The sequence below is a fragment of the Stenotrophomonas sp. 63632_Sma genome, from assembly GCF_056482875.1.
In genome coordinates this window covers 673,052-693,440 of sequence record NZ_CM151220.1, presented here as the reverse complement: position 1 = coordinate 693,440, position 20,389 = coordinate 673,052, and the positions used below count along the sequence as shown (strand labels likewise).

Annotated in this window: 18 protein-coding genes, 1 other RNA gene and 1 pseudogene; 6 read left to right on the top strand and 14 right to left on the bottom strand. The window is 67.5% G+C overall.

Annotation, left to right across the window (positions count from 1 at the left end):
- Positions 1–65 precede the first annotated feature (65 nt).
- From ACZK45_RS03100 to ACZK45_RS03045, 12 genes and pseudogenes are all read right to left on the bottom strand, one after another.
- A pseudogene (locus ACZK45_RS03100) lies at positions 66–743 on the bottom strand (cell division protein FtsQ/DivIB); the annotation flags it as partial.
- Positions 740–1,702 carry a D-alanine--D-alanine ligase gene (locus ACZK45_RS03095; protein ID WP_478445440.1) on the bottom strand — a complete coding sequence of 321 codons (963 nt, stop codon included), beginning with the start codon at positions 1,700–1,702 and terminating at the stop codon, positions 740–742. The gene ACZK45_RS03095 and the pseudogene ACZK45_RS03100, both read right to left, overlap by 4 nt.
- Positions 1,699–3,135, bottom strand: coding sequence for a UDP-N-acetylmuramate--L-alanine ligase (gene murC, locus ACZK45_RS03090; RefSeq protein ID WP_012510048.1), 1,437 nt, complete (start codon positions 3,133–3,135; stop codon positions 1,699–1,701). Before murC ends, ACZK45_RS03095 begins: the two co-directional genes overlap by 4 nt.
- Before the next feature lie 40 nt (positions 3,136–3,175).
- Positions 3,176–4,264: an undecaprenyldiphospho-muramoylpentapeptide beta-N-acetylglucosaminyltransferase gene (murG, locus tag ACZK45_RS03085; RefSeq protein WP_478445439.1), complete on the bottom strand. Its 1,089-nt coding sequence runs from the start codon at positions 4,262–4,264 to the stop codon at positions 3,176–3,178.
- Entirely contained in the window at positions 4,261–5,583 is a 1,323-nt protein-coding gene (gene ftsW, locus ACZK45_RS03080) for a putative lipid II flippase FtsW (RefSeq protein WP_121504877.1), read from the bottom strand. The genes murG and ftsW overlap by 4 nt, the downstream gene beginning before the upstream one ends.
- A gap of 1 nt (position 5,584) precedes the next feature.
- Positions 5,585–6,670, bottom strand: coding sequence for a phospho-N-acetylmuramoyl-pentapeptide-transferase (gene mraY / locus ACZK45_RS03075; protein WP_010481929.1), 1,086 nt, complete (start codon positions 6,668–6,670; stop codon positions 5,585–5,587).
- Complete coding sequence (locus ACZK45_RS03070; protein WP_346486971.1) at positions 6,660–8,054, bottom strand: UDP-N-acetylmuramoyl-tripeptide--D-alanyl-D-alanine ligase; 1,395 nt, start codon at positions 8,052–8,054, stop codon at positions 6,660–6,662. The genes mraY and ACZK45_RS03070 overlap by 11 nt, the downstream gene beginning before the upstream one ends.
- Entirely contained in the window at positions 8,051–9,559 is a 1,509-nt protein-coding gene (locus ACZK45_RS03065) for a UDP-N-acetylmuramoyl-L-alanyl-D-glutamate--2,6-diaminopimelate ligase (RefSeq protein WP_293795216.1), read from the bottom strand. Before ACZK45_RS03065 ends, ACZK45_RS03070 begins: the two co-directional genes overlap by 4 nt.
- On the bottom strand, positions 9,556–11,400 hold the full coding sequence (locus ACZK45_RS03060) for a peptidoglycan D,D-transpeptidase FtsI family protein (RefSeq protein ID WP_099590097.1): 1,845 nt from the start codon (positions 11,398–11,400) through the stop codon (positions 9,556–9,558). The genes ACZK45_RS03065 and ACZK45_RS03060 overlap by 4 nt, the downstream gene beginning before the upstream one ends.
- The gene (gene ftsL / locus ACZK45_RS03055) at positions 11,397–11,660 is read right to left on the bottom strand and encodes a cell division protein FtsL (protein ID WP_005412242.1); all 264 of its coding nucleotides are present in this window, start codon (positions 11,658–11,660) and stop codon (positions 11,397–11,399) included. Before ftsL ends, ACZK45_RS03060 begins: the two co-directional genes overlap by 4 nt.
- On the bottom strand, positions 11,657–12,625 hold the full coding sequence (gene rsmH, locus ACZK45_RS03050) for a 16S rRNA (cytosine(1402)-N(4))-methyltransferase RsmH (RefSeq protein WP_100434042.1): 969 nt from the start codon (positions 12,623–12,625) through the stop codon (positions 11,657–11,659). The genes ftsL and rsmH overlap by 4 nt, the downstream gene beginning before the upstream one ends.
- A 14-nt stretch (positions 12,626–12,639) precedes the next feature.
- Positions 12,640–13,041, bottom strand: a complete 402-nt coding sequence (locus tag ACZK45_RS03045) for a division/cell wall cluster transcriptional repressor MraZ (RefSeq protein WP_008266948.1) — start codon at positions 13,039–13,041, stop codon at positions 12,640–12,642.
- Between the two features lie 368 nt (positions 13,042–13,409).
- Here ACZK45_RS03045 and ACZK45_RS03040 point away from each other — a divergent pair, with 368 nt between their 5' ends.
- Complete coding sequence (locus tag ACZK45_RS03040) at positions 13,410–14,198, top strand: NRDE family protein (protein ID WP_049425018.1); 789 nt, start codon at positions 13,410–13,412, stop codon at positions 14,196–14,198.
- A gap of 357 nt (positions 14,199–14,555) precedes the next feature.
- A complete protein-coding gene (locus ACZK45_RS03035) occupies positions 14,556–15,035 on the top strand; it encodes a DM13 domain-containing protein (protein ID WP_100467800.1) in 480 nt (159 codons plus the stop codon).
- Between the two features lie 123 nt (positions 15,036–15,158).
- Here the strand turns inward: ACZK45_RS03035 and rnpB are convergent.
- An RNA gene (gene rnpB, locus ACZK45_RS03030) (RNase P RNA component class A) lies at positions 15,159–15,510 on the bottom strand.
- A gap of 202 nt (positions 15,511–15,712) precedes the next feature.
- Between rnpB and ACZK45_RS03025 the strand changes: the two genes are divergently transcribed.
- Both ACZK45_RS03025 and ACZK45_RS03020 read left to right on the top strand, forming a co-directional pair.
- Complete coding sequence (locus ACZK45_RS03025) at positions 15,713–16,372, top strand: type IV toxin-antitoxin system AbiEi family antitoxin domain-containing protein (RefSeq protein WP_180838387.1); 660 nt, start codon at positions 15,713–15,715, stop codon at positions 16,370–16,372.
- The gene (locus ACZK45_RS03020) at positions 16,369–17,238 is read left to right on the top strand and encodes a nucleotidyl transferase AbiEii/AbiGii toxin family protein (RefSeq protein WP_219631009.1); all 870 of its coding nucleotides are present in this window, start codon (positions 16,369–16,371) and stop codon (positions 17,236–17,238) included. Before ACZK45_RS03025 ends, ACZK45_RS03020 begins: the two co-directional genes overlap by 4 nt.
- 131 nt (positions 17,239–17,369) lie before the next feature.
- Here the strand turns inward: ACZK45_RS03020 and rsmI are convergent, their stop codons facing one another.
- The gene (rsmI, locus tag ACZK45_RS03015) at positions 17,370–18,188 is read right to left on the bottom strand and encodes a 16S rRNA (cytidine(1402)-2'-O)-methyltransferase (RefSeq protein ID WP_005412235.1); all 819 of its coding nucleotides are present in this window, start codon (positions 18,186–18,188) and stop codon (positions 17,370–17,372) included.
- A gap of 81 nt (positions 18,189–18,269) precedes the next feature.
- On the opposite strand from rsmI, the gene ACZK45_RS03010 reads away from it, so the two are divergent.
- On the top strand, positions 18,270–19,991 hold the full coding sequence (locus ACZK45_RS03010; RefSeq protein WP_125895337.1) for a penicillin-binding protein activator: 1,722 nt from the start codon (positions 18,270–18,272) through the stop codon (positions 19,989–19,991).
- Complete coding sequence (locus tag ACZK45_RS03005) at positions 19,981–20,349, top strand: YraN family protein (RefSeq protein WP_478445438.1); 369 nt, start codon at positions 19,981–19,983, stop codon at positions 20,347–20,349. The genes ACZK45_RS03010 and ACZK45_RS03005 overlap by 11 nt, the downstream gene beginning before the upstream one ends.
- The last annotated feature ends 40 nt before the right edge of the window (positions 20,350–20,389 follow it).

Below are 20,389 nucleotides of genomic sequence, written 5' to 3'. Positions count from 1 at the left end.
CTTTCCTGCGTTCTGCTGGCTGGGGTCGCCGGCGTTTTCGCCGGCGTGGCCGGGGTACCCCAGCTCAGCGTGAAACCATTGGTGTAACGGAGGTCGGCGCGCTCGATCGGCGCGTCCTGACGGTTGAGCTGCGGCAGCACCTTGACGAAGCGCTGCATGCGCGAGCGCGCGTCGTCGCGGCCGACCACCACTTCGGTACCGTTGCTCAGCACCAGCGACCAGCTGCCGCGCGCATCCATCGTCACCCGGCGCACGTCGACGCCGGCCGGTGCGAACAATGCACGCGAGTCGCTGTACAGCTTCATCACTTCTTCGGTCTGGCTGTCGGGGCCGTCCAGTTCGGGCAGCGCCAGATCGGCCAGCTTCTTCGGCGTGGGGAACAACTTGCCCTGCTCGGAAACCAGGCGGTCGTTGCCCCAGCGCGCGAACGGCTTGTGCTCGACCAGGGTCACTTCCAGCACGTCCGGCCACTGCTTGCGCACCTGCGCGCTTTCCACCCACGGCAGCTGCTCCAGGGCGTCCTGCGCGTCCTGCAGCTTGACCGCGAAGAAGCCCGCATGCGCGTACGGCAGCAGCACCTGCTGCAACTGCTCGGCCGGCACCCGCTTGAACTCACCATGCACGCGCAGCTTCGCCAGCGGCCAGCGCTCGGCGCCGACCCAGCCATTGACCACGGCCACCACCGGCAGTGCAACCACCGACAGCGCCAACAGCCAGACGAAGATGCGCAGCACCGCGTTCATGCGTGCGAGGCCTCCAGGGTCTGTTCCAGCACGCGCCACACCAGCTCTTCGAAGCTGATGCCGGCCTGGCCTGCGGCCTTGGGCACCAGCGAATGGCTGGTCATGCCCGGCGCGGTATTCACTTCCAGCAGGAAGAAGCGGCCGCTGCTGCGATCGCGCATCACGTCCACGCGGCCCCAGCCACGGCAGCCAGCAGCGCGGAACGCGGCCAGCGCGATGCGGCGGATCGCTTCTTCGTCGTCACCGTCCAGGCCTGGGCACAGGTACTGGGTGTCCTCGGCGATGTACTTGGCGTTGTAGTCGTACCACTGGCCCTTGGGCACGATGCGGATCGACGGCAGTGCGACATCGCCGAGGATGGCCACGGTCAGTTCGTCGCCCACCACCATCTGTTCCATCAGCAGCTGGCCGTCGTAGCGCGCGGCCAGCGCCACGGCTTCATCGAGGCCGGCGTCATCGGTGACCCGGCTGATACCCACGCTGGAGCCTTCATTGGCCGGCTTCACCACTACCGGCAGGCCCAGTTCGGCTGCCAGTGCATGCACCGTGGTCGCGTCCACCTTCCGGTACTGCGGGGTGGGCAGGCCCAGCGACAGCCACACCTGCTTGGTGCGGATCTTGTCCATGCTCAGCGCCGAGCCCAGCACGTTCGAGCCGGTGTACGGCACGCCGAAGGCGTCCATCAGGCCCTGCACGATGCCGTCCTCACCGCCACCGTTGTGGCCATGCAGGATGTTGAACACGCGATCGATGCCACCGGCGGCGAGCGCCTTGGCCAGCGCCGGAATGCCATCCACCGCGAACGCATCGACGCCGCGCGACTGCAGCGCTTCCAGTACGTTGCGGCCGGAGTCCAGCGACACCTCGCGTTCGCTGGAGCTGCCGCCGAGCAGCACGGCGACGCGGCCGAACACGGCCGGGTCGGTCACGCGCAGCGGCGGGAAGGTCAGCGCGCTCACGCCTCGCCCTCCCCCTTGAAGCCTTCCACCGCGATATGGGTGGCCACGGCACCGATGTCGCCGGCACCCATCATCAGCAGCAGGTCACCGTCCTGCAGCACGTCCGGCAGCACGCTGGCCAGCTCGGCGGCCTTGCCCACCACCACCGGCTCGCTGCGGCCACGCGCTCGGATGGCGCGGGCCAACGCATGCGAATCGGCACCGGCAATCGGTTCCTCGCCGGCCGGGTAGACCTCGCTCAGCACCAGTGCATCGACGCTGGACAGCACCGCGGCGAACTTGTCGAACTGGTCGCGGGTACGGCTGTAGCGGTGCGGCTGGAAGGCCACCACCAGGCGCTTGTCGGCCCAGCCACCACGGGCCGCGGCGAACACCGCTTCCAGCTCGCTCGGGTGATGACCGTAGTCGTCGATGATGCGGACCTTGGCGCCGCTGGCGGTGGTCACTTCGCCCAGATCGTTGAAGCGACGGCCGACACCGGCGAAGCCTTCCAGTGCACGCGCGATCGCGTCCGGTGCCACGCCCAGCTGCCAGCCCACCGCAGCGGCGGCCAGCGCGTTGAGTACGTTGTGCTTGCCCGGCAGCGCCAGCACCACTTCCTGGCTGGTGCCCTGCGGCAGGCGCAGGGTGAAGCGCATGCGCGAGCCTTCCTGCACCACGTTCTCGGCGCGCACGTCGGCCTGCGGGCTCATGCCGTAGCTCATCACGTGGCGCGGGGTCTTGGCAGCCAGAGCCGCGACTTCTGGATCGTCGATGCACAGCACCGCCAGGCCGTAGAACGGCAGGCGCTGCAGGAACTCGGCGAACGCCGCCTGCACGCGGGCAAAGTCGTTGCCGTAGTTCTCCAGGTGATCGGCGTCAATGTTGGTGATGATCGACATCAGCGGGTTCAGGCGCAGGAAGCTGCCATCGCTTTCGTCGGCCTCGGCCACCAGCCACTGTCCACCGCCCAGCTTGGCGTTGGCGCCGGCAGCCAGCAGCTGGCCACCGATCACGAACGTCGGGTCGAGCCCGCCTTCGCTCAGCACCGCAGCGGTGAGGCTGGTGGTGGTGGTCTTGCCATGGGTACCGGCCACAGCGATGCCGCGGCGGAAGCGCATCAGCTCGGCCAGCATCGCCGCACGCGGCATGATCGGAATACGCTGGCTGCGCGCTTCCATCAGTTCCGGGTTGTCTTCGCGGATGGCACTGGAGACCACCACACAGTCGGTACCCAGCACGTTGGCAGCGGAGTGGCCGCGCATGATGCGCGCACCCAGGCTGGCCAGGCGGCGGGTCGCCACGTTGTCGGCGTTGTCCGAGCCGGACACTTCATAGCCCAGCGTCAGCATCACTTCGGCGATACCGCTCATGCCGGTGCCGCCGATGCCGACGAAATGCACGCGCGGGAACGCGCGCACCAGGTCGTTGGTGTCGTGCAGGCGACGGATCATGCGCGGCCTCGCGCAGGGCAGGCGCGGTGGCATGCCTTCTTCATACGGCTTCCTCAAGAATGATATCGGCGATGCGCTCGGCGGCATCGACCTTGGCCAGGGCACGCGCGGCTTGCGCCATCTGCATGCGGCGGGCGGGATTTTCGGACAGATCGCGCAGCAGTGCGGCAATGCCGTCAGCCAGCGTTCCGTCCTGCTTCAGCAAAACCGCCGCGCCGCGCTCGACCAGGTACTCCGCGTTGCGGGTCTGGTGATCGTCGACGGCGGCGGGGAATGGCACCAGCACGCTGCCGACACCCACCGCGCACAGCTCGGCCAGAGTGGAAGCGCCGGCACGGCACACCACCAGATCGGCCCAGGCGAAGGCCTCGGCCATGTCGGCGATGAACGGCGTGATTTCAGCCTGCACACCGGCCTTGGCATATGCCTCGACCGCTTCGGCATGCATTTTTTCGCCACTCTGGTGGCGTACCTGCACCGGCACCGTGGCACCCAGCGCAGCGATGGCCTGCGGCACGCCGGTGTTGAGCGCACGCGCGCCCTGGCTGCCACCGACCACCAGCACGCGCAGCGGACCCTGGCGGTCGGCGAAGCGCTGTTCCGGCGGTGCGATGGCGGCGATTTCGGCACGCACCGGGTTGCCGATGAACTCCTCGCGCTCGGCGAAGGTGCCCGGGAAACCGGTCAACAGGCGGCGCGCATAACGCGACAGGATGCGGTTGGTCAGGCCCGGCGCACGGTTCTGCTCATGCACGATCAACGGCAGCCCATGCAGGCGCGTGGCCATGCCGCCCGGACCGGAGGCAAAGCCACCGAAGGCGACCACCGCACGCGGCTGGCGCTTGCGGATGATCATGCCGGCCGCGCGCAGCGCGCGCATCAGCCGCCACGGCGCGCCCAGCAGGGCCAGCTTGCCTTTGCCGCGCAGGCCGGTGATGGCCAGCGTGTCGATCGGAATGTCGTGCTGCGGCACCAGGCGGGTTTCCATCGCACCATCGGCGCCCATCCAGGTGACCGGTACGCCGCGGGCGCGCAGCACGCGGGCCACGGCCAGACCGGGGAAGATGTGACCGCCGGTGCCACCGGCCAGGATCATCACCGGGCGCACGTTATCGGTGGCTGCGCTCATGACAGCCTCCCAAAGGTCGGTTCGATGCGCGACTGCAGGCGGCTGGTACCGCGTGCGGCGTTCGCTGCAGCGGCAGCCGTCGGCTCGGCGCTCATCGGCACGCTGACCGCAGCCGGTGCGGCCGGCGCGTCCACGGGTGCATCGGCCACGGCCTCGTCGCCACCGCCGATGCGCACGGCCTGGCGACGCTCGGCGCGCTTGAGTTCATAGGAGACGCGCAACAGCAGGCCCATCGCCACGCAGGTCATCAGCACCGACGAACCGCCGGAGGAGATCAGCGGCAGGGTCAGGCCCTTGGTCGGCAGGATGCCCAGATTCACGCCGATCGAAACGAAGGTCTGCATGCTGATCCACAGGCCGATGCCGAAAGCGATGTAGCCGGAGAAGTGGCGCTTCATTTCCACGCAGCGCATGCCCAGCCAGAACGTGCGGCCGACCAGCAGCGCGTACAGGGCCACGATCACGCAGGTGCCGAGGAAGCCGAACTCCTCCGCGGTGACCGAGAAGATGAAGTCGGTATGTGCTTCCGGCAGGTAGTACAGCTTCTGCACCGAGTTGCCCAGGCCAACGCCGGTCCACTCGCCGCGGCCCACGGCCATCAGCGCGTTGGACAGCTGGTAGCCGTCGCCCTGCTGGTCGGCCCACGGGTCGAGGAAGGAGGTGATGCGGCGCATGCGGTACGGTTCGATGATCGCCAGCGCGCTCATGCCGACCAGGCCGATGATCACCGGCATCGACATGCGCGGCATGTTCACACCGCCCAGCACCAGCATGCCGGCGGTGATCGCCAGCAGCAGGGTCGAGGAACCGAAGTCCGGCTGCAGCAGCAGCAACAGCACCAGCGCACCGGCCACGCCCAGAGGCTTGAGCATCGCCGGCCAGGTCGCGTTGACCTCGTCGCGGAAGCGCACCAGGTAGCTGGACAGCCAGACGATATAGAGCACCTTCACCGCTTCCACCGTCTGGAACTTGGAGATGCCCAGATTGATCCAGCGGCGTGCGCCGTTGACCGTGCTGCCCAGGCCCGGTGCGAACACCGCCAGCAGCAGCACGAAGCAGCCCAGCAGCAGCATCTGGTTGTACTGCTCGATGGACTTCAGTTCAGTGCGGGCGGCAACGACCGCCAGCACGATACCCACCGCCAGGAAGATCAGGTGGCGGTTGAGGTAGTAGAACGGGCTGCTCATCAGAGCGATCGAGCTGGACGCCACCATCACCACGCCGATGCCCGTGAGCGCGATGATCGCGCCCAGCAGCCACTTGTCGTAGCTGCCTTCGATGGCCTCAAGGCGTGTTGCCTGGCGGGACAGGTCGTTCATCTCAGCGCACCTTCAACGTGGCCAGGCCGATCAGCACGAGCACGACCGAGATGATCCAGAAGCGCACGATCACGCGCGGCTCCGGCCAGCCCTTCAGTTCGAAGTGGTGGTGGATCGGCGCCATGCGGAACACGCGCTTGCCGGTCAGCTTGAACGAGGCGACCTGGATCATCACCGACAGCGTTTCGATGACGAACACGCCGCCCATGATCACCAGCACCAGCTCCTGACGGGTGATCACTGCGATCGTACCCAGCACCGCACCCAGCGCCAGCGCGCCGATGTCGCCCATGAACACCATGGCCGGATAGGTGTTGAACCACAGGAACCCCAGGCCCGCACCGGCGATGGCCGCGCAGATGATGACCAGCTCGCCGGCGCCCGGGATCTGCGGGATCTGCAGGTAGTTGGCGAACACCACGTTGCCCGAGGCGTAGGCGAACACGCCCAGTGCGCAGGCCACCAGCACGGTCGGCATGATCGCCAGGCCGTCCAGGCCGTCGGTCAGGTTCACCGCGTTGGAGAAGCCGACGATCCAGAAGTAGGCGATGGCCACGAATCCGATGCCGGCCAGCGGCAGCGCGATCGACTTGAACATCGGGATGTAGAAGGTCAGCGCTGCCGGCACGTCGGCCGTGTAGAACAGGAACAGGCCCGCGGCCAGGCCGAAGATCGACTGCAGCAGGTACTTCCAGCGCGACTTCAGGCCGTTCGGGTCGCGGCGGACGATCTTGATCCAGTCGTCATACCAGCCGATGGCGCCGAAGCACAGCATCACCGCCAGCACCAGCCACACGTAGCGGTTGCGCAGGTCGGCCCACATCAGCACCGACAGGGTGATGGTGAGCAGGATCAGCGAACCGCCCATGGTCGGCGTACCGGCCTTGGAGAAATGGGTCTGCGGACCGTCCTTGCGGATCGGCTGGCCGCCCTTGAACTGGGCAAGCTTGCGGATCATCGCCGGGCCGAGCCACAGCGACAGGAACAGGGCCGTCAACGCGGCAAGGATGGCGCGGAACGTCTGGTAGTTGAACAGCCCGAACAGGCTCTCCAACTGCTGCAACCATCGAGCCAGTTCATACAACATGCGGGGATTCCTCTCCTTGCGCCAGCAGCGCTTTGACAATCGTGTCCATGGCGCTGCCACGGGAACCCTTGACCAGGCAGCGCACGCCGGCGTGCAGCTCGTCCTTCAGCGCCTGCGACAGCGCGTCATGGGTGGCGAAATGACGGCCGCCTTCACCGAAGGCGGTGGCGGCAGCGGCGCTGAGCGGGCCCAGCGCGTACAGGCGCTTGAGGCCAGCAGCGCGCGCGCGGAGCCCTGCCTGCGCGTGCAGCGCTTCGGCGTCCGGACCCAGCTCACGCATGTCGCCCAGCACCAGCCAACCCTCTTCCGGCGCGGCGGCAAGGGCGTCGATGGCCGCGGCCAGCGAACCGGGGTTGGCGTTGTAGCTGTCGTCCACCAGCACCGCGCCGTTGCGCAGCTGATGGGCGATCTGGCGGCCCGGCACCGGCTGCGCATCGGCCAGGCCGGCTGCGACCAGCGCCAGCTCGATACCGGCGGCCAGCGCCAGGCTGGCAGCGGCCAGCGCATTGCTGACGTTGTGGCGACCCGGCAGGCCCAGCACCACGCGGGCTTCGCCGCCCGGTGCGACCAGGGTGAACTGGCTGCCCTGCGCGCCGGCGCGGATGTCGCGCGCGGTGATGTCCGCGGTGTGCTCCAGGCCATAGCGCAACACACGGCTGCGCGGCGGGGTGCCGACGAAGTGCTGTTCGAACCAGCGGCCGTAGGCATCGTCGACGTTGATCACGGCCACGCCATCGGCCGGCAGCGCGGCATAGATCGCGCCCTTGGTCACTGCCACGCCGAGCAGGCTGCCCATCCGTTCCAGGTGCGCCGGGGCGATGTTGTTGACCAGCGCATAGCGCGGGCGGGCGATGTCGGTCAGGTAGGCGATGTCACCCGGCTTGCCCGCGCCCATCTCGTAGACAGCGTAGTCGGCATCTTCCGGGGCATCGATCACTGCCAGCGGCAGGCCGATCTCGTTGTTGCGGTTGCCCGGGTTGGCGTAGACCACCTTGTGCGCATGACGGGCCACCTGCTGCAGGATTGCCAGCAGCAGGCTCTTCACGCTGGTCTTGCCGTTGCTGCCGGTGATCGCGAACACCTCGGTATCGCGGTCGCGCTGCATGCCGGTGGCGATCTTCGCCAGCGCCAGCTCGCAGTCGGCCACCAGCACCTGCGGCAGTTCGATCGGCAGCAGGCGCTCGACCAGCAGCGCGCTGGCACCGCGCGCCTGCGCGTCGGCGGCAAAGTCATGGCCATCGAAACGCTCACCGCGCAGCGCCACATACAGGCTGCCCGGGCCGAGGCTGCGGGTGTCATTGCTGACCGCATCGATGGCCACGTCGTCGCCGTGGATCTCGCCGCCGGCCCAGTGTGCGATCAGCGAAAGCAGAGTGCGCTTCATGCGATGCCCTCCCCGGCCTGCGCGCTGAGCACACCGGCCTTGGCGGCCAACGCAGCGGCGGCCACTTCGGTGTCGTCGAAGTCATGGCGCACGCCATTCACTTCCTGGTACGGCTCGTGGCCCTTGCCAGCGATCAGGATGATGTCGCCGGCACCGGCACGCTTCACCGCCAGGCCGATCGCACGCGCGCGGCTGCGCTGCACGGTCACGGCATCGGCGTTCTGGAAGCCGGCCAGGATGTCGGCCACGATCACGTCGCCATCCTCGCCACGCGGATTGTCGTCGGTGACGATGACCTGGTTGGCCAAGCGCTCGGCGATCGCGGCCATCTGCGGGCGCTTGCCGGTATCACGCTCGCCACCGCAGCCGAACACGCAGAACAGCGTGCCCTGCAGGTGGCCGTGCAGGCTGTCCAGCGCCTGTTCCAGTGCGTCCGGGGTATGTGCGTAATCGACCACCACGGTCGGCAGGCCGTCTTCGCCGCCCAGGCGGTTCATGCGGCCACGGATCGGCTGCAGCGCCGACAACACCTCGGCAATGCGCGGCAGCGGCTGACCCTGCGCGTGCAGGGTGCCGGCCACGGCCAGCAGGTTGTCCACGTTGAAGCGGCCCAGCAGCGGCGACTGCACCGCCGCGCGCTGGCCGTCGATGACCAGTTCGAAGGCAATGCCACGGCCATCCAGCTGCAGCGCCTCGGCGCGCACGCTGGCATCGGTGGCACCGCGCGAGCTCAGGCCGATCGGCTGCACACCGGCCGGCAGGCCGGCGAACAGCTGGCGACCGAACGCGTCGTCAAGATTGATCACCGCGGCCTTCAGGCCCGGACGATGGAACAGCCGCGCCTTGGCCGCGCCGTAGCTGGCCATGTCGCCGTGGTAGTCCAGATGATCGCGGGTGAGGTTGGTGAATACCGCCACGTCGTAGTGCACCGCATCCACGCGGCCCTGGTCCAGCGCATGCGAGCTGACTTCCATCGCCACCGCGCGCGCACCGGCATCACGCAGCTGCGCCAGCAACGCATGCATCTGCAGCACCAGCGGCGTAGTGAAGCCGGTCGGCTCAACTGCACCGTAAAGTCCGGCGCCCAACGTGCCGATACTGCCACTGGGCGTTCCGAGCAGGTGCCAGGCCTGGGCCAGCAGCTGCACGGTGGAGGTCTTGCCGTTGGTGCCGGTCACGCCCACCATCGCCATCGCCCGCGACGGTGCGCCATGGAACTGGTCGGCCATCGCACCCATGCGCGCGCGCAGGCCCGGCACAGCGATCGCATCGCCCGGTGCCGGCAGCTCGGCAGGTGCCGGCGGTTCGAACAGGATGACACCGGCGCCCGCCGCACGGGCCTGCTCGACAAAGCCCAGGCCATGCGCGCCGAAACCGGCGATGGCGACGAAGGCATTGCCGGGGCGCACGGCGCGGCTGTCCAGCACCAGGCCGGTCAGAACGGGATCGTGGCCCGCCAGGGCCACATCCGGAAGCAACTGCGAAAGCAACATCGAAGGACTCATTGCGTGCCTCCCGTAGCGGGCGGCGTCTGGGCTTGCGCGCTGGGCAGCGCAGCATCGAATTCAGCGGCGGCATCCACCGGCAGCGCGGCCTCGGCCGGCGGCGCGGGCAGGATCGAGGCCGAATGGCCGACCTTGCCGGACTGCTGTGCGGCCAGCCACGACTGCAGGTCGTCCAGCGGCACGTCCATCAGGCGCAGGGTGCCTTCCATCACGTTGTGGTAGACCGGCGCCGACACCAGGCCGCCATAGAACTTGCCGGCCTGCGGATCGTTGATGACGATGACAGTGGCGAAGCGCGGATTGGTGGCCGGCACCACGCCGGCGAACAGCGCGTTGTAATGGCCGCGCTCGTAACCACCCGGGCCGGTCTTGCGCGCGGTACCGGTCTTGCCGGCCACGCGGTAACCCAGCACCGCCGCCTGCTTGGCGCCGCCCTGGGTAACAACCGTTTCCATCATCGCCACCACCTGCCTGGCGACGCTCTCATCGATGATCTGATGCGCTTCGTTGCGCTGGCCTTTGACAAAGGTCGGCGCGATCAATTTGCCGCCATTGGCCAGCGCCGAATAGGCGGTGGCGATCTGCAGCGGGGTCACATTCAGGCCGTAGCCGTAGGACATGGTGGTCTTGGTGGCACCGTCCCAGTTGGCCGGGCGCCGCACCACACCACCGGATTCACCCGGGAAGCCGCTGTGCGGCACCGAGCCATAGCCGAAGCGGCGCACGCCGTCATAGAACACCTGGTCCGGCATCTTCGCCGCGACCTTGGCCGCGCCGATGTTGGAACTGCGGGTGATCACACCGGTCACGTTCAATACGCCGTTGTTGCGCGGCACGTCGCGGATGGTGAAGCGCGCCACCTGCATGTAGCCCGGATTGGTGTCGATGACGGTGTCCTTGGTCACCGCACCTGCCTGCAATGCGGTGGCGATGGTCAGCGGCTTCATCGTCGAACCCGGCTCGACCAGGTCGGTCACCGCACGGTTACGGCGGGTATCAGGAGCCGCACCACCCACCGAATTCGGGTTGTAGGTCGGCAGGTTGACCATGGCCAGGATCTCGCCGGTGGTCACGTCCATGATCACCATCGAACCGCCGGCCGCCTTGTTGGCCACCAGCGCATTGCGCAGTTCCTTGAACGCCAGGTACTGGATGCGGCGGTCGATGCTGAGGGTCAGGTCCTTGCCCGGTTCGGCGGCGCGCAGCAGATCGCTCTCGACGGTCTCGCCCTTGCGGTTGCGGATCACCCGCTTGGCACCGGCCTTGCCGCGCAGCCATTCGTCGAACGCCAGCTCCAGGCCTTCCTGGCCGCGGTCGTCGATGTTGGTGAAGCCCAGCACGTGCGCCATCGCCTCACCCTGCGGGTAGAAGCGGCGGAACTCGCGCTGCGCGGCCACGCCTGGAATCTTCAGCGCGACCACCTTCTCTGCCTCGTCCGGATTGATCCGGCGGCGCAGGTACATGAATTCCTTGTCCGACTTCTGCGACAGGCGGCTGCTCAGTTCATCCACCGACATGCCGACCGCCTGGGCCAGCTCGGGAATCCGCTCAGGCGAACGCAGCAGGTCCTGCGGGTTGACCCAGATCGAAGCGACCGGGGTCGACACCGCCAGCGGCTCGCCGTTGCGGTCGGTGATCATGCCGCGCGAGGTCTTGATCGGCAGCTCGCGCAGGTAGCGGGCCTCGCCCTGGCGCTGGTAGAAGTCGCTGTTGATGATCTGCACGTAGGCCGCGCGGCCGACCAGCGACACCGAGCACAGGCCGAGCGCCAGGGCAACCCAACGCAGGCGCTGGCGCAGGTTGAAGGCGTTGCGGGGGCGGTTGCGGCCGGTCTTGCTCATGGGCGCACCACCACGATGTCGGCGGCCTCGGGGAACTTCATGCCGAGCTTCTCGCGGGCGATGCGATCCACACGGTTGGCTTCGGCCAGGGTGGCCTGTTCCAGCTGCAGGCGGCCGAATTCCAGATTGATGTCATCGCGCTTGCGCTCAGCGCGCGACAGCTCGATGAACGTCTGCCGGTGACGGTGACGCACGAACACGACGCCGATCGCCGAGGCCACGGTCGAGGCCAACAGGATGATCAGCAGCAGCCGGCTCATGCATCAGCCTCCCGCTTCTGGGCCACGCGCAGCACGGCGCTGCGGGCACGCGGGTTGGCCGCCAGTTCTTCGTCGGTGGCCTTGATGGCGCCACCGATCAGATCCAGGGTCGGCACGAACACCTCCGCCTCGGGCAGGCGGCGGTTGGCCGGCGGCGCCTTGGCCAGGCGGTTCATGTACTGCTTGACGATGCGGTCTTCCAGCGAGTGGAAGCTGATGATCGCCAGACGACCGCCGGGCTTGAGCCGCTCCACCGCCGCATCGAGGCCGGCTTCCAGATCGGCCAGTTCGCGGTTGATGTGGATGCGGATCGCCTGGAAGCTGCGCGTGGCCGGATGGATCTTGTCCTTGCCACGTGGCATCACCGAGGCGATCAACTCGGCCAGCTCGGCGGTACGGGAGAACGGCTGCTTCTCGCGGCGGGCCACGATGGCGCGCGCGATACGGCGGCTCTGGCGCTCTTCGCCGTAGGTCCACAGCACGTCGGCAATCTCGCGTTCTTCAACGCGGTTGATCCACTGCGCTGCACTTTCACCGCTGTCCGGGTCCATGCGCATGTCCAGCGGGCCGTCCTTGCCGAAGCTGAAGCCACGTTCGGCCACGTCCAGCTGCGGCGACGACACGCCCAGGTCGAACAGCACGCCGTCCAGGCCTTCAGCCGTCGCATCCCACTGCAGCAGCTGGGCGAAGCTGCCACGGAAGATGGACACGCGCGGGTCCGGCGCGAAATCGCGCTCGGCTACGGCGATGGCTTCCGGATCCTTGTCCATGACCAGCAGGCGCCCCTCGGGACCGAGCTGGGTGAGCACGCCACGTGCATGACCGCCACGACCGAACGTGCCATCCAGATAACGTCCGTTTTCGATCACCCTCAGGCCTTCAAGGACCTGGGTGTACAGGACCGGCAGGTGCACCGCCGGCGACTGCGACACCGGAAGGTGACCGGCCTGCGCTTCTGGGCGCATCCGGGCACCCCGGCTCACAACTTCAGGTCGAGCAACCCATCACCCAGATCCTCGTCAGACAATGTCTGCTGGATCAGGGCCCGATGCGCCTGCTCGCTCCACAATTCGAACTTGTCGCCCATACCGAGCAATACCGCCTTCTTCTCAATGCCCACCGCACCGCGGTGGCTGGCGGGGATGCTGATGCGACCGTTGCCGTCCAGCTCAAGATGGGCGGCCGAGCCGACCAGCTTCTGCTGCAACAGGCGCACGACGCGCTGGGTGTTGGGCTTGGACATCACGTCGTCGCGGACCCGCTCCCATTCCGACTCTGCATACAGCCACAGGCAGCCGGCTTCGAACGGGTTGTAGGTCAGCACGAGACGGTTGTTGCTGGCGCGCGCGACGAGGTCGCGGTAAGCGGTGGGAACCGCCATGCGCCCTTTATCGTCAACTGTGATGGCCGTCTCGCCCTGGAACACGACGCGTGCACCTATCCTTCGCCCGGTGAAACATTGAACCACGAAAACCCACAAAACACCCGGATTTCCCTCTGATGCCCACCTTAGCAGCGGCCGAAGGGTTGTCAACAACTTTTCAGCGGGGAAATCGCCAGCCACATCAATGGCTTGCAACAACCTTTAGAGAATTGTTCAAGGCTTATCCACAAGTTGCTGATCCGTCTCAATTTTTGAGATTGAACGGAAGTTCAGGGCTGTGGACAGCGCGTGAAACATCGGCCGCGCATTCATCCAAAACGGGCTGGAAGCGGCGCCAGACTGCGCAAACCGTGCACAATGAGGCCATGTGCCTGCTCGCTCTTGGCTGGATGCACCACCCGCGCTGGCGGCTGGTGATGACCGGCAACCGTGATGAGTTCCACGCCCGCCCGACGGCGGCGCTGGCCCCCTGGCAAGATGAGACCTCCGTCATCGGGGGGCGCGACCTGCGCTCCGGCGGCGGCTGGGCGGGCGTCGGTGCCGCAGGCCGGATGGCGGTGGTCACCAATGTGCGTGATCCGCTGGCCTCCCAGACCGGTCCTTCACGGGGCGCGCTGGTGGCCGACTTCCTGCGCGGCCGCGACCCGGCCGCCGTGCATATCGACCGACTGGCAACGGTGGCCGGCGCCTACGCGCCGTTCAACCTGTTGCTGGCCGACGGCCACAGCCTGGAGTTCCTGGGCAACCACCCCGCCGAGCGGCAGAGCCTGGGCCCGGGCGTGCATGGCATGTCCAACGGTGCGCTGGACGCGCCCTGGCCGAAGACCCGGCGGCTGATGGCGGCTCTTGAAGCCTGGCTGCAGGAAGACCGGGTCAGATCCCTTTCGCAAAGCGAAAAGGATCTGACCCCGGACCTGACCCCGCTCTGGGCCGCCCTGGCCGACGAACATCGCCCCGCCGACAGCGACCTGCCCGACACCGGCATCGGCCTGGAACGCGAGCGCTGGCTGAGCCCCGCCTTCATCCGCGGCGACGACTACGGCACCCGCGCCAGCACCGTGCTGCTGATCGACGCCGATGGCCACGGCCAGATCCACGAGCGCCGCTTTGGCCCACAGGGCGCAGCCAACGGACAGAGTCACGTCATTTTCTGACCGGGTCGTGCCGGCCGCTGGCGGGAATTCCTTTCCAGCAGGGTAGTGCCGGCCGCTGGCCGGCAACCTCTGGATCTTTGGATGCGCCATGAAGCTGCCGCCGGCGGCCGGCACTACCGGGCATCGCGTTGTCGCGATCCACGCGACGGCAGTCGTCATCGCAACGGGCTCGAAACGTCATTCAGCTTCCAACCGCGACCGCGATCCGCCCACGCCACAGGGGCTCCGGCGTCGCAGTCCGCCCACTGTGCCCTTTTCGCAATCGGCACTGTGTCTATAAATGTCGCCCCTGACCTCCCAGGGTGGTGGCGCCCGGCACCCCGCCGCGCGATCGACCGCAACCCCCATGGAGGCCCCATGCGCCGCATCCTCATCCTGATCGTCACCCACCTGCTCACCCTCGGCCTTGGCTTCGGCCTGGGCGTGTACTTCCTGCCGATCCTGATTGCCCCCGATGACCCGCCGGTCGCACAGGTGCAGGCCGCCATGACTGATGCCCCCTACCGCACCACCTTTCGCCGCGACCTCAAGGGCAGCGATGCAGTGCATTGGGCGGAAGGCAAAGTCAGCGTCAGCCCGCGCCAGGTCGCCTTCGACGGCAAGATGGGGCCGGGCCCGGATTACAAGGTGTACCTGGTCCGCGACTTCGTCGACAACAAGGCCGACTTCCTGAAGATCAAGGCACAGGCGAAACGCATCGGTGAAGTGAAGACCTTCAACCGCTTCCTGGTCGATGTACCCGATGACGTCAACGTGGACGACTACACCACGGTCGTGGTGTGGTGCGAGCGCTTCTCGCAGTTCATCTCCGCCGGGCAGTACCGCACGCCGGGTTGAGGAACACGCGGCGTCGAGGTAGTGCCGGCCGCTGGCCGGCACTCTGTCCGCCCTGCAGGCATCGTGACGCTGCCGACCAGCGGCCGGCACTACCGATGCGCGGTTCACGCATATGGAAGAAGGAGGCGGAGCCGGCCGATAAGCCGGGTTCTGTCGTGGACAGTCATTCCTCTAGGCGTTACGTCACCGCAACGCTCAAGCAACCTACCCGGATCCAACGCGGGCCGCGCCAAAGGATCCCTATTTGGTCTTGCTCCAGGTGGGGTTTGCCGTGCCGGTCTGTTGCCAGACTCGCGGTGCGCTCTTACCGCACCATTTCACCCTTACCGGCCTTCCGAAGAAGACGTAGGCGGTATCTTTCTGTTGCACTTTCCGTCGGCTTGCGCCGCCCAGGCGTTACCTGGCACCTTGCCCTATGGAGCCCGGACTTTCCTCGGCACCCCCGAAGGGATGACGCGACTGTCTGGCCGGCTCCGCCAGTGCACATTCTAGCCTACGCACGCCCTTCCTGCCGTGCTGATCGCGGCGTCAGGTTCAGCCATCCACGCATGGCGTGGATCTACCGATTCACTGGACAGGGCCGGCGAAACCCGCGCGGCTCTGGTGGGTGCGGATTCCGCTCTGGTGGGTGCGGACCTTGGTCCGCACCATTCACTCGTCACTCGCCGCAGCCAACGATGTTCCTTTTTGTCAGTCGATATTCAAAACACCCGACATTATGGAACAATGCCGTCATGGGAAACGCCGAGGCCAAGGCACGAAAGCTATTGCGACGCGCAGGCACCCTGCGCGCCCGCGAACTGGTGACTGCCGGGATCGCCCGCGCCCAACTGACCCGCCTGGTCGAGGCAGGCGCACTGATCCGGTTGTCCCGTGGCGTCTACGCGTTGGCGGAAAGAAAGAGCGACGACACCGATGATGGACTGCGGATCATTGCAGAACGCCTGCCACACCCCCGTCTATGCCTGCTGAGTGCCCTGCGCCTGCATGGCCTGACCACCCAAGCACCATTCGAACGCTGGGTCTCCATCGGCAACAGCGACCGCGTTCCGCGGATCGACTGGCCGCCCCTCCGTGTGGTCCGCATGTCGGCAACGACCCTCAATGCGGGGCTGGAAGAACGTCGCGTAGGCGGACGTCTCATATACGTCAGCAACGCTGCCAAAACCGTCGTCGATTGCTTCAAGTTCCGCAATCTCGTAGGGCTTGATGTCGCACTTGAAGCCCTGCGTGACGCGCTTCACAGCCGTGCAACCACGCCGGATGCGTTGATGGAGTATGCGCGGATCTGCCGCGTTGCCAGACTGATGAGACCGTACCTCGATGCCCTGGCTTGATCCCCTCTCTAACACCTCCCCACCGCGTTGCTTCCATCCGGCAACGGCTGCTCGATCTCGCACGCAAGCGGGGTGAGGACTTTCAGTTCGTGCTGGACAGGTTCGCCGTTGAGCGCCTGCTCTACCGGCTCTCCGCTTCTCGATACCGCGACCAGTTCCTGCTGAAGGGTGCCATGCTGTTCGCAGTGTGGTTCGACGCGCCGCACCGCCCTACACGGGATGCCGATTTCCTGGGATCCGGCAGCGCTGAGCCCGATCGCCTGCTACATATCGCACTTTCGCTCTGTGGAATGCCCGGGGACGACGGCCTGCGCTTCGATCCAGGCAGCATCGTCATCGAGGCCATACGTGAAGAAGCCACGTACGAGGGGCTGCGCATGCGCCTGATCGCACATCTGGGCCGCGCACGCTGCCATGTGCAGTGGGACGTCGGGTTTGGCGACGCGGTGATCACCCCGCCGCCGGAAATCACCTATCCGGTGATTCTGGAGGGATTCCCTCCAGCCTGCCTGCGCGTCTATCCACGCGAAACCGTGTTTGCCGAAAAGCTCGAGGCTATAGCGGCACTGGGCATCGCTAACAGCAGGATGAAGGACTTCTTCGACTTGCTGGCACTGATCCGCGAAGACGCCATGGATCGCCCGCACCTTGTTGCGGCCATTGGCGCGACGTTTGATCGACGAAGGACCCCGGCGCCAACGCCCCTGCCCTACGGACTGACTCAGTCATTCGCCGCAGATACCCAGAAGCAGACCCAGTGGCGCGCCTTCCTGCGCAGGAATCGCCTGATCGCGCCGGACCTCTCTTCGGTGATTGCCGAGATTGCCAACTATCTGGACACCCTCGACACACCCGTACAGTCCTGACGTCGCAAGGCCTGGCGCTATCGGTCCGCCCGGGTGGGTGCAGACCCCGGCGCGGCCCGTTCATCCACGCATGGCGTGGATCTACCGATTCCGCTGCTCTGGTGGGTGCGGACCTTGGTCCGCACGATCCATCAACTGCCGTACAACGCCTTGCGCGGTGCGCCGGTCAGCTCGGCAGCCAGCTTGGCCGCGGTCGACGGCGGCAGATGCTCGCTCAGCTTGGCGTAGACGCGACGGCCATGCGCCAGTTGCGCTTCTTCGTCATCACCCGCGCCCTGCACCATCACCACGAACTCGCCCTTGCGCTGGTTCTCGTCGGCTTCCACCTTCGCCAGCAGGCCGGCCAGGTCACCATCGAGCACGGTCTCGAACAGCTTGGTCAGCTCGCGGGCAAGCACCGCCGGGCGCTCACCGCCGAAGATCGCCGCCATGTCGGCCAGCGATTCGGCGATGCGGTGCGAGGATTCGTAGAACACCATGGTGCGTACTTCACCGGCCAGCGCCTGCAGGCGGTCGCGGCGGCCACTGGCCTTGGCCGGCAGGAAACCCTCAAAACTGAAACGGTCGCTGGGCAGGCCGGCCACGCTCAGCGCAGCGATGGCGGCACAGGCACCGGGAATCGGGCTGACCTTGATGCCGGCCGCGCGCGCAGCACGCACCAGGCGGAAACCGGGGTCACTGACCAGCGGGGTGCCGGCATCACTGACCAGCGCCAGCGATTCACCGGCCTGCAGGCGCGATACCAGGCGCTGGGCCAGGGCCTCTTCATTGTGTTCGTGCAGGGCCACCAACGGCTGCTGGATGCCGAAATGGGACAGCAGCTGGCCACTGCGGCGGGTGTCTTCAGCACAGATGGCCGCCACCGACCGCAGCACCTCCTGCGCGCGCGGGCTCAGATCGGCCAGGTTGCCGATCGGGGTGGCGACGACGTACAGGGTTGGCACACTCATTTCAGCGGTACTCACGGGGCAAGGGTAGAATCGTAGCGTGTACCCGGCCAAGGCCGCTGCCCTCATCGCATGGACCCGATCATGAACAAGCCCGCCGCACGGATCTCCGCCCTGTCGCTGTCGCTGATGCTGCTGGCCGGTTGCGCCACCACCAGCCTGACCAGCACGCCCGATTCGCCGGCCCAGAGCCAGGCGCTGGCGCTGATCGAACAGGGCAAGCCGCGCGACGCCGCGCTGCAGCTGGAAGCCCTGGCCGCCACCCTGCGCGGCGGTGCCCGCAGCAACGCACTGGCCGACGCGGCCTGGGCCTGGCACCTGGCCGGTGACAGTGCGCGCGCGCGCAGCCTGCTGGGCCAGCTCACCGCGCGCCAGCTGTCCGGCGCCAGCCTGCAGCGCTACCAGCTGACCGGCGCCGAGCTGGCACTGGCCGACAAGCAGCCGGCGCAGGCCCTGGCCCTGCTGAAGGATCATGCCGACAGTGTTGCGGTCGGCCTGCGCACCCGCTGGCTGCTGGCCCGCGCCCAGGCCCTGCAGGGCACCGGCGATGCCTTCGGCGCCGCCACCGAACGTGCACGCGCCCATGCCAGCCTGACCGGCAGTGCGCGCAGCGAGAACCAGGCCGCCATCGCCGGCCTGCTCGGCACCCTCGACGACGCCACTTTGCGCAGCCGTGCCGCCGCCCTGCCGGCCAACGACCCGCTGTACAACTTCGCCGGTCGCGCGTTGATCGCCCGCGGCCTGCCGCTGCCGCGCCCGTTCGACCGCGATGGCGCGGCTCAGTTCGACACCAGCAAGCGGCCGCCGGCGATGAGCGACGGTTACCGGCCGCCGGCCAAGCTGGCCGTGCTGCTGCCGCTCAGCGGCCGCCTGGCCACCGCCGCGCAGCCGGTTCGCGATGGCCTGTTGAGCGCCTACTACGGTGAAAGCCGCCGCCGCCCGGACATCAACTTCTTCGACACCGCCGGCACCCCGGCCGGTGCCCTCGCCGCCTACGACAAGGCCGTCGCCTCCGGTGCCGACTTCGTGGTCGGCCCGCTGGGCCGCGACGAAGTGGACGCCGTGTACGGCCGCCAGCAGCTGCAGGTACCGGTGCTGGCCCTGAACCGCGGCAAGGATGCACCGCCGGCCGGCAGCGCTGGTTTCTCGCTGGCACCGGAAGACGACGGCATCGTCGCCGCCGAGTACCTGCGTGGCCGCGAGCGCAACCGCGCGCTGGTGATCAGCAGCAACGACGACACCGGCCGCCGTTCCGCCGCCGCCTTTGCCCAGCGCTTCGCACAGCGCGGCGGCCAGGTGGTGGCCACGGTCAATGTCAGCGAAGCCGTCGGCGATGTCGGCGCGCAGGTGCGCAATGCCGGTCAGGTCGATGCCGTGTTCCTCGCCGTGCGCGCCCCGCAGGCCCGGTTGCTGGCGCCGCAGCTGGCGTTGGCCGGTGCCGGTGGCGCGACCCGCGTCGGCACCTCGCAGCTGACCGTCGGCAGCGGCAAGGTGGAAGAAGACGTGGCGCTGGACGGCATCGTCTACCCGAACGAAGCCTGGAATGTGCGCAGCGTGTCCGGCCTGCCGTCGGCCAGCCAGGTGGCCAGCGCGCTGCCCAGCGCTCGCGGCGCCGCTGGCCGTCTGTTCGCCTTCGGTGCCGATGCATGGAAGATCACCGCCTACCTGGACAAGCTGTCCAACGAAGGCGGCCTGGACGGTGCCACCGGCACCCTGTTCCTGGACAGCAACGGCAACATCCTGCGCCAGCCGGCATGGTCCACCTTCAATGGTGGCCGGCCGATGCCGATCGTCGGTGGTCGCTGAGCGCAGCCAACGTGGCTCGGCGGTGGAAGCCGCCGCCGAGCTGCATCTGCAACAGGCCGGACTGCAGCCGCGTGCGCGCAACGTGCGCTATCGCGTCGGTGAACTGGACCTGGTGATGGACGACGCCGGCACCGTGGTGTTCGTGGAAGTGCGCTATCGCGCGCGCTCCGATTTCGGTGGCGGCGCCGCTTCGGTGGATGCGCGCAAATGCCGGCGCCTGGCGCATGCCGCGCAGCTGTACCTGCAGGACAACCCGGCACTGGCCAATGCGCCCTGCCGTTTCGATGTGGTTGAAGCCAGTGGTGAACCGCCGCAGCTGCGGTGGCTGCGTGATGCGTTCCGGCTGGATGACTGCTGATGGTTACCGTCCGCTCTGGTAGAGGCCGACTTTGGTCGGC

Coding starts and splice junctions, on each gene's coding strand:
- ACZK45_RS03070 (WP_346486971.1), bottom strand. CDS start 8,054: ATGAAGCGCACTCTGCTTTCGCTGATCGCACACTGGGCCGGCGGCGAG.
- ACZK45_RS03010 (WP_125895337.1), top strand. CDS start 18,270: ATGAACAAGCCCGCCGCACGGATCTCCGCCCTGTCGCTGTCGCTGATG.
- ACZK45_RS03060 (WP_099590097.1), bottom strand. CDS start 11,400: ATGAGCAAGACCGGCCGCAACCGCCCCCGCAACGCCTTCAACCTGCGC.
- ACZK45_RS03065 (WP_293795216.1), bottom strand. CDS start 9,559: ATGAGTCCTTCGATGTTGCTTTCGCAGTTGCTTCCGGATGTGGCCCTG.
- murC (WP_012510048.1), bottom strand. CDS start 3,135: ATGATCCGTCGCCTGCACGACACCAACGACCTGGTGCGCGCGTTCCCG.
- murG (WP_478445439.1), bottom strand. CDS start 4,264: ATGAGCGCAGCCACCGATAACGTGCGCCCGGTGATGATCCTGGCCGGT.
- rsmI (WP_005412235.1), bottom strand. CDS start 18,188: ATGAGTGTGCCAACCCTGTACGTCGTCGCCACCCCGATCGGCAACCTG.
- rsmH (WP_100434042.1), bottom strand. CDS start 12,625: ATGCGCCCAGAAGCGCAGGCCGGTCACCTTCCGGTGTCGCAGTCGCCG.
- ACZK45_RS03025 (WP_180838387.1), top strand. CDS start 15,713: ATGTTCCTTTTTGTCAGTCGATATTCAAAACACCCGACATTATGGAAC.
- ACZK45_RS03045 (WP_008266948.1), bottom strand. CDS start 13,041: ATGGCGGTTCCCACCGCTTACCGCGACCTCGTCGCGCGCGCCAGCAAC.
- ACZK45_RS03035 (WP_100467800.1), top strand. CDS start 14,556: ATGCGCCGCATCCTCATCCTGATCGTCACCCACCTGCTCACCCTCGGC.
- mraY (WP_010481929.1), bottom strand. CDS start 6,670: ATGTTGTATGAACTGGCTCGATGGTTGCAGCAGTTGGAGAGCCTGTTC.
- ftsW (WP_121504877.1), bottom strand. CDS start 5,583: ATGAACGACCTGTCCCGCCAGGCAACACGCCTTGAGGCCATCGAAGGC.
- ACZK45_RS03040 (WP_049425018.1), top strand. CDS start 13,410: ATGTGCCTGCTCGCTCTTGGCTGGATGCACCACCCGCGCTGGCGGCTG.
- ftsL (WP_005412242.1), bottom strand. CDS start 11,660: ATGAGCCGGCTGCTGCTGATCATCCTGTTGGCCTCGACCGTGGCCTCG.